Annotated in this window: 18 protein-coding genes; all 18 read right to left on the reverse strand. The window is 46.4% G+C overall.

Annotation, left to right across the window (positions count from 1 at the left end; all coding sequences use genetic code 11):
- Positions 1-9: 9 nt before the first annotated feature.
- A complete protein-coding gene (fliR, locus tag ACSR9A_RS21105) occupies positions 10-798 on the reverse strand; it encodes a flagellar biosynthetic protein FliR (protein ID WP_341282488.1) in 789 nt (262 codons plus the stop codon).
- 15 nt (positions 799-813) lie between these two features.
- Positions 814-1,083: a flagellar biosynthesis protein FliQ gene (gene fliQ / locus ACSR9A_RS21110; RefSeq protein WP_473759329.1), complete on the reverse strand. Its 270-nt coding sequence runs from the start codon at positions 1,081-1,083 to the stop codon at positions 814-816.
- Positions 1,084-1,106: 23 nt separating this feature from the next.
- Positions 1,107-1,862: a flagellar type III secretion system pore protein FliP gene (fliP, locus tag ACSR9A_RS21115; protein WP_473759330.1), complete on the reverse strand. Its 756-nt coding sequence runs from the start codon at positions 1,860-1,862 to the stop codon at positions 1,107-1,109.
- On the reverse strand, positions 1,852-2,484 hold the full coding sequence (locus ACSR9A_RS21120; RefSeq protein ID WP_473759331.1) for a flagellar biosynthetic protein FliO: 633 nt from the start codon (positions 2,482-2,484) through the stop codon (positions 1,852-1,854). Before ACSR9A_RS21120 ends, fliP begins: the two co-directional genes overlap by 11 nt.
- A gap of 12 nt (positions 2,485-2,496) precedes the next feature.
- Entirely contained in the window at positions 2,497-2,859 is a 363-nt protein-coding gene (locus ACSR9A_RS21125) for a response regulator (protein ID WP_338555945.1), read from the reverse strand.
- A 21-nt stretch (positions 2,860-2,880) separates the two neighbouring features.
- A complete protein-coding gene (fliY, locus tag ACSR9A_RS21130; RefSeq protein ID WP_473759332.1) occupies positions 2,881-4,101 on the reverse strand; it encodes a flagellar motor switch phosphatase FliY in 1,221 nt (406 codons plus the stop codon).
- Entirely contained in the window at positions 4,091-5,092 is a 1,002-nt protein-coding gene (fliM, locus tag ACSR9A_RS21135) for a flagellar motor switch protein FliM (RefSeq protein ID WP_046230722.1), read from the reverse strand. The genes fliY and fliM overlap by 11 nt, the downstream gene beginning before the upstream one ends.
- Positions 5,093-5,130: 38 nt before the next feature.
- Positions 5,131-5,595: a flagellar basal body-associated FliL family protein gene (locus tag ACSR9A_RS21140; RefSeq protein ID WP_341282483.1), complete on the reverse strand. Its 465-nt coding sequence runs from the start codon at positions 5,593-5,595 to the stop codon at positions 5,131-5,133.
- A gap of 2 nt (positions 5,596-5,597) precedes the next feature.
- Positions 5,598-5,819, reverse strand: a complete 222-nt coding sequence (locus ACSR9A_RS21145) for a flagellar FlbD family protein (protein WP_341282482.1) — start codon at positions 5,817-5,819, stop codon at positions 5,598-5,600.
- Positions 5,820-5,881: 62 nt separating this feature from the next.
- Complete coding sequence (gene flgG / locus ACSR9A_RS21150; RefSeq protein WP_046230719.1) at positions 5,882-6,700, reverse strand: flagellar basal body rod protein FlgG; 819 nt, start codon at positions 6,698-6,700, stop codon at positions 5,882-5,884.
- A 95-nt stretch (positions 6,701-6,795) separates the two neighbouring features.
- The gene (locus ACSR9A_RS21155; protein WP_473759333.1) at positions 6,796-7,173 is read right to left on the reverse strand and encodes a TIGR02530 family flagellar biosynthesis protein; all 378 of its coding nucleotides are present in this window, start codon (positions 7,171-7,173) and stop codon (positions 6,796-6,798) included.
- Positions 7,170-7,718: a flagellar hook capping FlgD N-terminal domain-containing protein gene (locus ACSR9A_RS21160; RefSeq protein WP_473759335.1), complete on the reverse strand. Its 549-nt coding sequence runs from the start codon at positions 7,716-7,718 to the stop codon at positions 7,170-7,172. Before ACSR9A_RS21160 ends, ACSR9A_RS21155 begins: the two co-directional genes overlap by 4 nt.
- Before the next feature lie 50 nt (positions 7,719-7,768).
- Complete coding sequence (locus ACSR9A_RS21165) at positions 7,769-9,175, reverse strand: flagellar hook-length control protein FliK (RefSeq protein WP_473759337.1); 1,407 nt, start codon at positions 9,173-9,175, stop codon at positions 7,769-7,771.
- Between the two features lie 17 nt (positions 9,176-9,192).
- Positions 9,193-10,104, reverse strand: a complete 912-nt coding sequence (locus tag ACSR9A_RS21170) for a MotE family protein (RefSeq protein WP_473759338.1) — start codon at positions 10,102-10,104, stop codon at positions 9,193-9,195.
- 39 nt (positions 10,105-10,143) lie between these two features.
- Complete coding sequence (gene fliJ, locus ACSR9A_RS21175; RefSeq protein WP_473759339.1) at positions 10,144-10,590, reverse strand: flagellar export protein FliJ; 447 nt, start codon at positions 10,588-10,590, stop codon at positions 10,144-10,146.
- Between the two features lie 8 nt (positions 10,591-10,598).
- A complete protein-coding gene (fliI, locus tag ACSR9A_RS21180; protein ID WP_473759340.1) occupies positions 10,599-11,924 on the reverse strand; it encodes a flagellar protein export ATPase FliI in 1,326 nt (441 codons plus the stop codon).
- Positions 11,914-12,753 (reverse strand): FliH/SctL family protein, encoded by an 840-nt coding sequence (locus ACSR9A_RS21185; RefSeq protein ID WP_473759341.1) that lies wholly within the window; start codon positions 12,751-12,753, stop codon positions 11,914-11,916. The genes fliI and ACSR9A_RS21185 overlap by 11 nt, the downstream gene beginning before the upstream one ends.
- The gene (gene fliG / locus ACSR9A_RS21190) at positions 12,746-13,759 is read right to left on the reverse strand and encodes a flagellar motor switch protein FliG (protein ID WP_341282473.1); all 1,014 of its coding nucleotides are present in this window, start codon (positions 13,757-13,759) and stop codon (positions 12,746-12,748) included. Before fliG ends, ACSR9A_RS21185 begins: the two co-directional genes overlap by 8 nt.
- Position 13,760 lies beyond the last annotated feature (1 nt).

The raw sequence follows: 13,760 nt of genomic DNA on the forward strand, positions 1-13,760 counted from the left end.
CAGCCCCCTTTACCCGTCCGGCCCTTTGAAAATAACGAATAGCTGCTCCAGATTATCGAACATAATAGAAAAGAGACGTTCATATAATCCGGCAAGTCCCGGCATTAAAAGCACAAGCAAAATCATTCCGATAATGAGCTTGAGCGGTATTCCGATTACAAAAACATTGTATTGGGGCGCTGTTTTGGCTAGAAACCCCAGCCCAACATCGGTTAGAAACATAGCAATGACCAGCGGAGCTGCAACTTGCAAAGCTAGAAGGAATGTGTTTCCAACTGCCTTTGTTAAAAACTCGCTAATGCTGCCACTGCTGATTCTCGCAAAAAAGTCTCCAGCAAGCGGCATCCATTTGTAACTGTCCATTAACCCTCTAAGCAAATAATGATGACCGTTCAAGGAGAAGAAAATGACAATGAGCATAAGGTATTTAAAATTGCCCAGCAATGGTGCCGAAGTACCTGTCAAAGGATTGACGACGTTCGCCATTGCAAAACCAATCTGCAAATCCATTAATGCCCCTGCTGTCTGTACCACCACGAAAAATAAATAAACAACAAATCCGAACAGCAGGCCAATCAATATTTCCTGTACAATGTAAAGCACATAGCTTGCATCCGTAGCCACCGTCTGGTTCACGCCATAAGTGAGAAACACAATAAAGGATATAAAAAAACCTAAACCAAGTTTCGCAATATTCGGCACCATTTTACCTGAAAACATCGGAGCTACGACGAAAAATGATGTAATTCGACAAAAAATAAGCAAAAAAATAGGAAAACTTTTTTCGATAAGCTCCATCGCTGCGATTCACGCCTATCCGATATATTTATACAGGTTGTCCAGCAGATTATAAGTGAAATCGACGATCGTATTTAAAATCCACGGCCCAAACAAAACAACGGATGCAAAAACCGCTACGATTTTCGGAACAAATGCTAAGGTTTGCTCTTGAATCTGGGTAGTCGCTTGAAAAATACTGACCAATAGTCCGACAACAAGAGCGATAGCGAGCATTGGTGCGCTGCCTTTTAAGACTACAAATACAGCCTCGCTGGCCAGACCGATAATAAAATCGGCACTCATTGAACATCCCCCTTATACAGTCGTCAGGTATTGAAGCTTAATAACAAGGATTTGACTATCAAATACCAGCCATCTACCATGACGAACAGCAAAAGCTTGAACGGCAATGAAATCATTACTGGCGGCAGCATCATCATTCCCATCGCCATCAATGTACTCGCTACAATCATATCAATGACGAGAAATGGTATGAATATTAGAAAGCCCATTTGAAAGGCTGTCTTAATTTCGCTAATCGCATATGCCGGAATGAGAACCGTCAGTGGAATATCCTCGAATGTTGCCGGCTTTTCCGTCTTCGTGTAGTCCATAAACAGCTTTAAGTCCTTCTCCCTCGTCTGCTTGAACATAAACGCCTTCATCGGCACAGACGCCTTCTCGAATGCTGCCGTTTGGGAAATTTCCCCTTTCAAATATGGCTGCAAGGCTACCTCGTTTACTTGACCAAAGGTAGGGGCCATAATAAAAAAGGTTAAAAACATCGCTAGTCCGATTAGTACCTGGTTCGGCGGCATCATCTGCGTACCGAGGGATGTCCGAACAAAGCTAAGCACGATAATAATGCGTGTAAAGCTGGTCATTAATACTAGGATAGCAGGTGCTATGCTTAGTACAGTAATAAGCAACAAAATCGATAATGCGCTAGGGTTCGGCTGATCGCTACCCGTGCTGCCAAAGTTAATTTCTACGTTCGGCAGCGGTTCAGCAAAAGCATGCGATTGAAATATGAGTCCGGCTAACTGTACCGCAACAAGAGCTATCCACCATTTATTTTTCATGATCATCATTCAACCGTTCATTAGGGTTAGGGTCTTTGAGGAGTGCTTCGAGCTGCTGCTTGCGATCCGCCTGACGATTCATCTTGTCCTTGAGCACATTCTGAAACGAAGAAGCGTCGTTCCACTGTTCATCCCGTGGTTCCTGCTCGCCAGAGCCTTGACGAAAACGTGAAATCAAGTCCGTCAAAGCGCCAGGCGACCAGCCACCTTGCACTTGCCTCTCCATTGCCTCAATAATTGCCTCAGCCTGTGTTTCATCATCAATCTTGTCCAGTAAGGTAATGTTCTCACCAACCCCTACAATATATAGACGGCCTGCAAGCTCAACAACTTGAAGCGAATGATTTTGACCTAAGGAAATGCCCCCGAGCGAACGAAGCGAACGATTTGTTCCTCCGAACGCCCGGTTGCGCCGCGAGAGCCATTTAATAACAACAATGATCAACCCAATAATTAGCAATAAAGAAAATATAACCCATACCACACTACCTGCCATGTTGGACGGGCTAGTATATGGCGATTCAGGCTGGCTCGTCTGAGCTGCTCCCGCTAAAGCGGCGGCAGGCAGAACGGCCATTCCTGAAAACAATATAAGCGTTACACGAGCTTTAAGTTTGACCATCGCATACAACCGTTAGCCCAGCGTTTTCTTGATTGCTTCAATAACACGGTCCGCTTGGAAAGGTTTAACGATGAAATCTTTTGCTCCAGCTTGAATGGCATCAATAACCATTGCTTGCTGTCCCATTGCAGAGCACATAATGACTTTTGCATTCGGGTCGATTTTTTTAACTTCTTTAAGTGCTGCAATGCCGTCCATCTCAGGCATCGTGATATCCATTGTAATAAGGTCCGGCTTTAATTCCTTGAATCTTTCCACTGCTTGTGCGCCATCTGGTGCTTCACCAACTACTTCGTAGCCATTTTTTGATAAAATATCGCGGATCATCATGCGCATAAATGCTGCGTCGTCTACGATTAGAATACGGTTTGCCATCTTTTTCTTCCTCCTAGGATGCTATTGTAATTTTTGAATTCGGTCCCATTGGCTTACGATATCGGTTACACGTACGCCGAAGTTCTCATCGATAACGACAACCTCGCCTTTTGCGATCAGCTTATTGTTAACCAGAATGTCTACAGGCTCACCAGCAAGCTTGTCCAGCTCGATAACAGACCCTTGAGACAATTCCAAAATATCTTTTATTTGCTTCTGGGTCCTTCCTAATTCTACGGTAACCTTCAGTGGTATGTCGAGCAGTAAATTGAGGTTTGTCTCTTCACCTTGAATATATGGCACATTATTGAAATTAGCAAACTGCACAGGCTGAACATTCACATTGCGATTGGCTGCATGGCCATATGTATTTGGGCCAGGCGGCTGCATCATCGGCGCTTCATAATATCCCGCTGGCGGTTGTTGTTCTTGCTTCTGCAACGATGGAGCCGTAGGCTGCTCAGGAGCACTTTGTGGCGGCACTGGAGCAACCGGAGGCGCTTCTACTACTGGCGGTGCTTCGACTGCTACAGCAGTCTCTTCGCCCGTCTCTTCACCCATAAGAATAGCAACCATTTGCTTTGCAAAAGAAACAGGCAGTAGCTGCATAATTGTCGAATCTATCAAATCTCCAATTTTAAGCCGGAATGAAATTTTAATGAATATATCTACCGGAGGCAGATGGCCCATTCCCCCACCGTTGTCTACATCGAGAATATCGATGCCTGGCGGCGAAATATTAACGAAACGATTGAAAATGGTAGACATCGACGTTGCAGATGACCCCATCATTTGATTCATCGCTTCCTGGACGGCGCTGATATGAATCTCATTGAGCTCTTCATCTGTAGGATTACCTGACCCGCCAAGCATCAAATCAGCAATAATTTGCGCGTCTCTCGTCTTAATGACAAGCGAATTTATTCCTTGGAAGCCGTCTACATATTGAACACTTACAGCAACATGAGGCTTTGGAAATTCATCTGACAGCTGATCTCTGCGAATAAAGGTAACTTCCGGCGTCGTAATATCCACCTTCACGCCTAGCAATGTGGACAAGGCAGTTGCTGCGCTTCCGAACGTAATGTTCCCAATTTCACCAAGCGCATCCTGTTCCATAGCTGAGAGGAAATCTGATAACTGAACATCATCGGCAGATGGCTGTTCAGCATCCGTACTGCCAGAAGATTGATTTAGTAACGCATCAATTTCCTCCTGCGACAAATAATCTTTACTCGTCATATTCTTCTCCCGCTCCTTCGTTCACAACTTCATCAAGCTGAATAGCCAACCGATCTTTCACGGAGCCTGGACTGCCGATGAACTTCAATTTATCGCCTACCTTAATATGCAGGCCTTCCCCTACCGGCTTGCTGAGCGAAATGACATCTCCAACATTAAGACCCAGAAACTCTTGTATCGTAATGGAAGATTCACCAAGCTCGGCAACAATCGGCAGCTTCGCTTTGCTTACGCGCTGCTCCAGCATTTCAACTTCCTCTGGAATACGCTCCTTTTTCTGCGAAACGAACCAATGATGCGCCGACAAACGAGGCATAACGGGCTCAATGACAACGTGGGGAATACAAAGATTGATCATCCCCGTCGTTTCACCGATTTTCGTACTTAAGGATATAAGCGCGATTGTTTCATTCGGTGATACGATTTGCATAAATTGAGGATTCGTCTCAAGTGCTTCCAGCCGTGGTGATATATCAATGATTGTTTTCCACGCCTCTTGCAAACTCTCAAACGTCCGGCTAAAAATCTTTTCCATAATAATCGTTTCGATTTCAGTCAAGTTATTGATTTTTGAAGGCGCAACGCCTTGCCCGCCAAGCATACGATCCAGCATCGCGTAAGCGATATTTGGATGCACCTCCATCACCATGCGTCCTTCAAGCGGCTCCGCCTCAAAAATATTCAATATCGTCATCTTCGGAATCGAACGAATAAACTCATCATAAGGAAGCTGCTCGACCTGAACTACACTGATTTGAACGAAAGTACGAAGCTGCGCTGAGAAATAGGTTGTCAAATATCGCGCGAAGTTCTCGTGTATGCGAGTCAAGCTGCGAATATGATCCTTCGAAAATCGAACAGCGCGTTTGAAATCATAAACTCTGACTTTTTTCGTTACTTCTTCCTTTTTTAAATCCTCGGCATCCATCTCGCCAGAATTAAGGGCCGCCAGCAGCGCATCTATCTCATTTTGCGATAAAACATCAACCAAATTTTCTCACCCCCTTCAAGGAATGTCGCCAACCAGCATTAAATGTTGGTCATGATAAACGCTGTTATTTCTACCTTGACCAGCTTCTGCTCTTTATCCAAAATCGGATTAATTTCATTGAGCAGCTTCGATTCCAGCAAATCCTCGCCTTTAGAGCCATTCAGCTCTTCAGCCGTCATATCTGCAAGTGCCCGGTTAATAATCGGCTTAACTTCGATTTCAATGATTTTATCAAAATCTTCCTTCGTCTTCTTGCTGTCCAGTTGGAAAGCAAAGCTAACGACAACGACTTTGTTCGAATCTTTCAAGTTGCGCTTGAATTCTTTAAGCTCAGACGTCACCTCAACGCGTTCATCGGCGCTAAGATGCTTGACTTCAACCTCTTTGTTAGCCGAACCTTCTTTTGTACTTCCCATTATTGTGGGCCACATAAACCAGGCCACAACAGCAATTAATACAATCGATAGTAGTATAGTTACTAACCATGGCAACATCTTTTTCATCTTTAAGGACCCTCCGTCTGTTCACTCTTCTGGGCCGCCGCATATACGCCGATCGTACGAAGATAATTCTGGATCAGCAGCAAAAGCTCGTCCGAGCGTTCCACCACTATAAATTTCTTTCCAGTGGTCAAGGTAATAATGGTATCGGGCACTTCCTCCACCACTTCAATCAACAGAGCATTGATCATGAGCTTAGTACCATTAATACGAGTCACTGTAATCATAAACTGCCCCCTCACATCGCGGGGGAGGCGCTATGGCCCCCCACCTGCGTTATGCCTAGCGATTATCGTTTCAGATTGACAACTTCTTGCAAAATTTCATCAGAAGTCGTGATGATACGCGAATTCGCTTGGAAACCGCGCTGAGCCACGATCATTTCTGTAAACTCGCCTGTCAGGTCAACGTTTGACATTTCAAGCTGTCCAGCTACGATTGCGCCTGTTCCAACTTCTTCATCATTCGCTGGTGAAGTTACAAGCTCACTGTCTGGATTGGCGTTAGCTGTCATACGATACAGGTTTCCACCCATTTTCAGCAAACCGCTTGGGTTCACTACTTTAACAACGCCAATTTGTCCCGCTTCCACAATGCCATCGGCAGTAACACCTAGAATCATGCCATCTTGACCAATGGTGAACGATGTGATGGCAGGATCAAGCGGAGGAATAATACCGCCATCATCCGCAGCCATTACAAACATCCCGTTTGCATTGACAAGCTGGCGATTCGCATCAAGCGTAAAGTTGCCGGCTCTAGTCAAAAATGTTTCTCCACCATCTGCTGCAGTTACCGCAAAAAATCCATCGCCATCAATGCGAAGATCTGTCGGTTGGTTTGTCGTCATCGCGCTTCCTGGCGTATGAATGGTATCGATAGAAGCAATGCTGACACCAAGTCCGATTTGCTTCGCATTCACACCACCCTGCTCGCCTTCTGCTGAAGCAGTAATACCTGCTGTTGTTTGGCTCAAAATATCGCTGAACATGACGCGGCCGCCTTTAAAGCCCACCGTATTAACGTTCGCAATATTGTTGCCGATGACATCCAGCTTCGTTTGGAAGCCACGCATACCTGACACACCAGAGTACATTGATCTTAGCATAGTATTTAAGCCCTCCTAAATTTAGGTTTATCCTTTTGATTAGTTGGCTGCCTCTGTCGGTCAGCAGCCCGAAGAGCCTCCGTATTGGTCCGGCTCTAGCTTAAAATAACGGCGCTGTCTATTTGCGTGAACACATTGCTTTGCATTTGCTTGCCGTCCATTGCAGTAACCACTGTACGACTAGGCACATTCACGATCATCGCGATATCCTTAAAAACGATTAAAGAATCAATCGCGCCTTTAGATGCTGCTTCGTCAACAGCATTTACAATTTTCGTTAATGAATCGGCTTGAAGCTGAATGCCACGCTGCTTCATCCTAACTTCAGCATGATGGCTGAATTTCAATACTTTCGAATCCAGCAAATCCTGAAATTCGCTTGGCTGCTGAGATTTTAGCCCCGCCGTCTTCGCATTGTTTAATGGCGAGGATTTGAGCGGAAAATAATGCCCAATCTTTACGCTGTCGCTCATGAGGTTTGTTCCTCCCCGCTGTCAGCAGCGGCTTCGCTATCAGGCGTTTCAGCATCACCAGCACTTTCAGCTGGAGCATCCGTTTCAGGCTCCTCCGTCTCTGCTGGAGTCTGATCAGAAATGGTAACGATATCACTTACTTTAATCATCGTGTTATCTTCAAACTTGGCATATAATACCCCGTCTGTTGCTACAATCGACTTCACAACATCCGTATACATGACGGTGCTTCCTTTATCATCAAGCTCCTGCCATGTTACGCTCTTGCCAATCATTGTAGATGCACTGCCAATGTCCGAGTTCAGCTGTGTAAGCTGCTTATTCATATTCATCAGCTGCTCGACTGAGGTGAACTGCGCCATTTGGGCAATAAACTCTGTGTTGCTCTGCGGGCTTAATGGATCCTGATTTTTAAGCTGTGTGACGAGCAATTCGAGAAATGCGTCCTTACTAAGCGATGTTTTATCATCCTCGGTCTTTCCTGCTATTTTAACGTTGGTCTGATCATAATTCGGCCAGATCACTTTATTCGTAACGACTGCCAATTCCATCACCTCCATCCCGCAAATGGTTGCTCATGATCCTAACATCTCTTTTAGACTGTAGCGTTAACCGCCCGTCCGTAGCCCATATCCTGAATGGCGATTTGCTCGATGACATCTGCTTCAAAAGCAGCTTCATCCGATCTGCTTCCGCCTTTTCCATTATTGTTCCGATTCGTAAATTGTTGATTGGAACCTTGTCCCTGCCCGCCGTTAGAAAGCTCTGATGCAGCTTGTCCCTGCGTCACTTCGAGCTTATCAATCGTTAACCCTTGGGATTGCAGTGCCTGTCTCAATTGCGACATTTGGTTGTCCAGCATATCCTTGGCCATTACCGTATCCGTATGGAAAAGCGCCGTCAATTGACCATTTTGCATCGTGATTCGAACATCGACCTGGCCCAGCTGTTCAGGGAACAGCATGATTTTAGCTTCGTGCTTCCCGTTTAATGAAGAAATATCAAACTTCTGTACGATAAGCCCCGTCATGGATTCCGCAAATTGGTCTGCTAGTACGAAAGGCTGAGCGACTGCTCTCGTTGTCACGCTAGTCGTTGCCTGCTTAAGCGAATGAGCAAAGTTTGCATTTAAATTGCCTGCCAGAACGGACTCATCATCGGCTGTATCTGCCGTTTCTTCAACCAATGTTTCGGCTGATAAAGCTTCCGCTACTGCGCTTTTCAAGGCGATAGTATGCTGTGACTGCTGGTTCAAACGCTGAAGCCATGCAGCTGTTTGCTGTGGAACAGACTCATCCGCTGCGGCTGGTTCAAATATGGCCTGAACATTGCTGTTATTGCGATCGGCCGTGCCTGCTTCCTTCTGCTTCTGCAGCAGTTTCTGCAAAGCTTCCAGCTGCTGTGCAATCAGCTGCGATGGCTCTTGCTGCTGAACGCGTTTCGCAGATCCCTGCTCAAGCACATTAGCCAGCTGAATCAACGCATTTTCCAAATCATGCTTCACAAGCGCAATTTGTGCTTTTACTGCAACATGATCATTCCCTGCGTCCGCTGCTTGAACGAGCTCTTCTGAGGAAAGCTGCTCATCAGGCTGCTTCAAAGTGACAAGCGGGGAACCTAACAACGCTAGCAATGCCTGCATCTGCTCCAGCATCGCTTGCAAATCTGCCAATTGGGCTTGTGCAGCCTCATCCGTATCAGCAGTATCCAACTCATCAATTTGCTCTAGCAGCCCATCAATAGCGGCAAGCAAATCCTGATTGTTCGTTTCTCCAAGCAAGCCGGCTACATTTAGCGTAGTCATTCGAATCGTTCCGAGTGCTGCCGCATCTGTAGTGTTTGCCAGAGCTGTTGTACCTGTTCCCGCTCCTGCTTGGCCATTATTTAATTGGCCGTTCAGCGTTTGGGCAAAAGCCGCATCTCCTGTGCCCTTCACTTGGGCATTCCCACTAGCGGAAGGAGCCGCCGCCTGTGAAGCTGCTGGTGATGATAAAACATCCATTTATTTTCACCTCCCCTCTATTTACCCGCCATCAGCTTCGAAACGATTTGAGCTGTTACTTTATCATTCAACGTCGACATCTCGCCAACAATATTGGATCTTGTTGTGTCATCTACCGCGTTCAAAATCCGCAGCACCTTGCTGGCACTTACATCCGACATCGTCATCAGCAGCTTGGCGGCGCTTTTTGCATCCATAGCTGCAAACGTTGCACCTAGCTGCGTCGAATCCAGTGTAGAAGACGTGGTAGTCGTTGTTGCTGTCGTCGACTGGGCATTTTTAAGCTGCGATTGCAGCGCCGCAATTTGCAAATCTTTCGCCGAAACGGCATCCTTCAGCTTCAGCGTCGCATCAGCCGCTGTTTTCGGCGTCATTTTCTCCAACACTTTCACACGATCATTAGGAGCCATCGCATCAAGCACGAGCACCATTTCATCAAGCGTCATGCTTTCTAAAATAGGGGCCGCCTTATTCGGCGCAATTCGCGCGTACATGCTGGCGAGCTCTTTAATTTTGGCCGTGTACGCCTCATCCTCAAGTGCCTGTGTTGCATTTGACTGTTTCAACTGCTCAATTTGACTCTTCAAGCTGGCAATTTCCTTTTCCTGATCCGTTTTAAGAGTGGACGTCTCCGTCAATTGGCCCTCTTTCTCCGTCAGTTGAGCTTGCAGCTCGGCAATTTTACGAGTCATATTTTCTGCCTTGAGCGTTTCATCTGTGCTTTCACCGCTAGCTGACTGCGGGTTTGGCAGCACATCTTTGAGCAATGGAATCGAATTTCCGATCGTTAACGCCTGATTTCGCATATCGCTATTAAGAAGTATCAGCAATATACCGAGCACAACAATCGTAAACAACACCGGGGTCATAAAAAACATAGCCCGCTCAAATCCACTATATCCTTGTTTCTCCACATCTGTATCTGCCACTGATTTCACTCCCTCTAACCTTGCGCTGCAGCCGGATGTTTACGGCACGCTTACCATGAAACGGACAGTTGCCATTTCATCCAACTCGTTCTGCTCCTTAAGCTGCATCGCATACCGGAAACGTTCCTTCTCGTTATCCTTTGCCTTCAACCATACTTTCTCATCCTGCATTTTGTCCGAAAGCTTGATCCGATTTTGCTCGACGACCTTTTGCGCCCGTTTCACTTCAAGCATTTTAGCTTCAATACATGAATCCAAATAATCCACATATTGTTGAATGGTCTGAAGCTCAGCCAATGAAACGCCGGATTGCGAAGACTGATGCTGCTTCTGCTCCCATTCTTCACGGCGTTCACGCAATTGCTCGACGGTAAGCTCGGCAGCCTGCAGCTCTCCAATTGAAGAGGACAGAATCCATTCTGCCTGCGTTTTTTCACTTGTCTTCAGATCAACGATTTTCTGGTAGGAATAACGAAAAGCTCCCATTCAACGCTTCATCTCCTGTAAAAATCAATTATTAGCCGCTCCTGAGCTTCTTCCAAGGTGACTTTTTCATCTGTTTTTTGTCTCGTGAACTGATGAATCGAATCAATAAATTGCATCGCCAAATCAATTTCTTCATTAGAACCACGTTGATACGCCCCAATATTTATGAGGTCTTCCGAATCCTTATAAATAGATAACAGGCGCTTCAACTGATTAGCCGCATCCTGCTGCTCCTCCGTAATAATTTCTTTCATAACCCGGCTTACGGATTGCAGAACATCAATGGCTGGAAAATGTCCTTTATGCGCAAGATGACGACTCAGAACGATATGACCATCCAAAATCCCCCGTACCGCATCCGCGATCGGCTCGTTCATATCATCCCCATCTACTAAAACAGTGTAGAAGGCGGTGATAGATCCTTTCGGGCCTGTCCCCGCTCGTTCCAGCAACTTAGGCAAATTCGCAAATACCGAAGGCGTATACCCTCTCGTGGCTGGCGGCTCGCCAATCGCAAGACCTACTTCACGAAGAGCCATGGCGTAACGTGTAACAGAGTCCATCATAAGCATGACGTTTAGACCACGATCGCGAAAATATTCAGCAATAGAAGTGGCAATCAGTGCCCCCTTCATCCGTATAAGCGCCGGCTGGTCCGAGGTAGCGACAATGACGACAGAACGTGCTAATCCTTCAGGTCCCAAGTCCTTCTCAATAAACTCTAGCACTTCACGGCCACGCTCGCCGATCAGCGCAATGACATTGACATCAGCAGAGGTGTTTCGGGCAATCATGCCGAGCAGCGTACTTTTCCCTACACCCGATCCGGCAAATATACCTACACGCTGGCCTCTACCAACGGTCAGCAAACCGTCGATAGCTCTAACACCAATGCCCAGCGGCTCTAGAACACGTGGGCGCATAAGTGGATTGCTTGGTTCATTATGAGTAGAATAATGCTGCATTCGGCTTGGTAAAAAAGAACCATCAAGTGGCTGACCGAGGCCATCCAACACTTTTCCAAGCAATTCGGAGCCAACCTGCACACTAAGCGGCTTGCCTGTTCCTACAACATCACAGCCTGAGCTGATGGAATGTAGATCGCCAAGCGGCATTAAAATAACTTTATTGTTCCGAAAACCCACAACCTCAGCCTTAATCGGCTTTGCGCCTTTATTCGGATAGATGTAGCACACATCACCGATACTTGCATCCGGCCCTTCCGATTCAACGGTTAGCCCGATGACCTGTGTGACTTTCCCATTTACTCTTATTGGATCAATTGCTTGCAAATGCTCGACATATTTGCCTGCCTGTAATGAACTATTGCTCATCAGCCTGTCCTCGCTCGTCCCTTGATTGATGAGCGAACTGGACTAGCTCGCGTTTTAACTCTGATAGCTGTGTATCGATTCGGGCGTCAATGCTTCCATATGCGGAACGAATAACGCAGCCAAAATCTTTAACGGTGGCATCCGGCAAAATTTGCAATTCGGCTTGAGAATCAACCGCCAAATTCAGCTCTTCTTGAGCAGCCTGAACGAAAGCTAACTGACCAGGTGCGACGCACAGCGTAATAACACCCTGCTCGCGTCTTCTTGCAAGCGATTTTTTAATCAGCTCAATGACCATTTCTGGAGCTTGCTCAAGCTGCTGTCCGATTACCTTTTCCGCTACTGCGCAGCTTAGCTCGACCAGAAAAGGTTCTGCTTCCTGAATAATTTGCTCACGCATCGTATAAGCGGAAGCTAGAATCGAATTCGCTTCGAACAGCTTTTGCTCCCATTCCTGCTTGGCCAGCATATTCGCTTGCTCGATGCCTTCCGCAAAACCACGTTCATAGCCATCGCTACGGGCAGCTTCTGTCGTCGCTTCATCTTCGAGCCTTTTCTCCAGCCACCAAGCCTCCACATTCGCTTCAGCCTCGGTCAGCATTTGCTCACATTGAGCGCCCGTTTCCCGTAATCTTTCTTCTGCAAACTGCCTGGCATCAGCAATAATTTGATCCCGCAGCGTAATCGTTTCTTCATCAGGCTGTTCTTCCTCTGGAGCTTCAGCATCGCCATTCACATCTGCTGCGAGTGCCGCATGCTTGTTCTTCCAGTAAAGCTCTCTTAGTTGATCGATAGAAACAACGCTTGTCGATTTAATCAAATTAGACAATGATATCATCTCCTCCGCCACGGGCGATAATGATTTCACCTGATTCCTCTAATCTACGAATGGTTGCGACAATACGGGTCTGGGCCTCCTCTACGTCACGCAATCGGACTGGACCCATAAACTCCATTTCTTCCTTGAATGTTTCCGCCATGCGCTTCGACATGTTTTGGAAAATAGCATCTCGCACTTCTTCACTAGCAACTTTAAGCGCAAGCTGCAAATCGGCATTTTCGATATCGCGGATAATCCGCTGAATCGAACGATTGTCGATGTTGACAATATCTTCGAAGACGAACATCCGTTTTTTGATTTCTTCTGCAAGTTCTGGATCTTGAATTTCCAAAGAATCGAGAATGGTACGTTCCGTACCGCGGTCAACACCATTCAAAATTTGAACGATAGCGTCAATACCGCCAGCATTTGTGTAATCCTGAGTGACGGTAGCTGAAAGCTTCTGCTCCAGCACACGTTCCACCTGAGAAATAACTTCCGGCGAAGTGCTGTCCATAAGCGCAATTCTTCTGGCAACCTCGGCCTGCTTCTCTTGTGGAAGAGAGGACAAAATGTGCGATGACTGCTCCGATTGGAGATAGGACAACACGAGCGCAATCGTTTGGGAGTTCTCGTTTTGAATAAAATTGAGTATTTGCATCGGCTCTGCTTTGCGAGCAAAATCGAATGGTCGTACTTGCAAGGTAGCAGTCAAGCGATTTATCACTTCCGCCGCCTTGCTCTCGCCTAGTGCCTTCTCCAAAATATCTCTGGCGTAAGTAATACCACCCTGCGAAATATATTCCTGAGCTACACAAATTTGATTGAACTCTCCTAAAATCGTTTCACGCTCTGAGCTATCTACTTTGCGCACATTCGCAATTTCAAGAGTTAACTGCTCAATCTCATCTTCTCTTAAATGTTTAAAAATTTGAGCTGACACTTCGGGGCCTAGTGTAATTAGCAGTATTGCCGCTTTCTGCCTTCCGGATAGCCCATTCATCGATTTACTCATG

This window comes from Paenibacillus sp. R-74696, assembly GCF_055814915.1.

Coding starts and splice junctions, on each gene's coding strand:
- fliR (WP_341282488.1), bottom strand. CDS start 798: ATGGAGCTTATCGAAAAAAGTTTTCCTATTTTTTTGCTTATTTTTTGT.
- fliQ (WP_473759329.1), bottom strand. CDS start 1,083: ATGAGTGCCGATTTTATTATCGGTCTGGCCAGCGAGGCTGTATTTGTA.
- fliP (WP_473759330.1), bottom strand. CDS start 1,862: ATGAAAAATAAATGGTGGATAGCTCTTGTTGCGGTACAGTTAGCCGGA.
- ACSR9A_RS21120 (WP_473759331.1), bottom strand. CDS start 2,484: ATGGTCAAACTTAAAGCTCGTGTAACGCTTATATTGTTTTCAGGAATG.
- ACSR9A_RS21125 (WP_338555945.1), bottom strand. CDS start 2,859: ATGGCAAACCGTATTCTAATCGTAGACGACGCAGCATTTATGCGCATG.
- fliY (WP_473759332.1), bottom strand. CDS start 4,101: ATGACGAGTAAAGATTATTTGTCGCAGGAGGAAATTGATGCGTTACTA.
- ACSR9A_RS21140 (WP_341282483.1), bottom strand. CDS start 5,595: ATGAAAAAGATGTTGCCATGGTTAGTAACTATACTACTATCGATTGTA.
- ACSR9A_RS21145 (WP_341282482.1), bottom strand. CDS start 5,819: ATGATTACAGTGACTCGTATTAATGGTACTAAGCTCATGATCAATGCT.
- flgG (WP_046230719.1), bottom strand. CDS start 6,700: ATGCTAAGATCAATGTACTCTGGTGTGTCAGGTATGCGTGGCTTCCAA.
- ACSR9A_RS21155 (WP_473759333.1), bottom strand. CDS start 7,173: ATGAGCGACAGCGTAAAGATTGGGCATTATTTTCCGCTCAAATCCTCG.
- ACSR9A_RS21165 (WP_473759337.1), bottom strand. CDS start 9,175: ATGGATGTTTTATCATCACCAGCAGCTTCACAGGCGGCGGCTCCTTCC.
- fliJ (WP_473759339.1), bottom strand. CDS start 10,590: ATGGGAGCTTTTCGTTATTCCTACCAGAAAATCGTTGATCTGAAGACA.
- fliI (WP_473759340.1), bottom strand. CDS start 11,924: ATGAGCAATAGTTCATTACAGGCAGGCAAATATGTCGAGCATTTGCAA.
- fliG (WP_341282473.1), bottom strand. CDS start 13,759: ATGAGTAAATCGATGAATGGGCTATCCGGAAGGCAGAAAGCGGCAATA.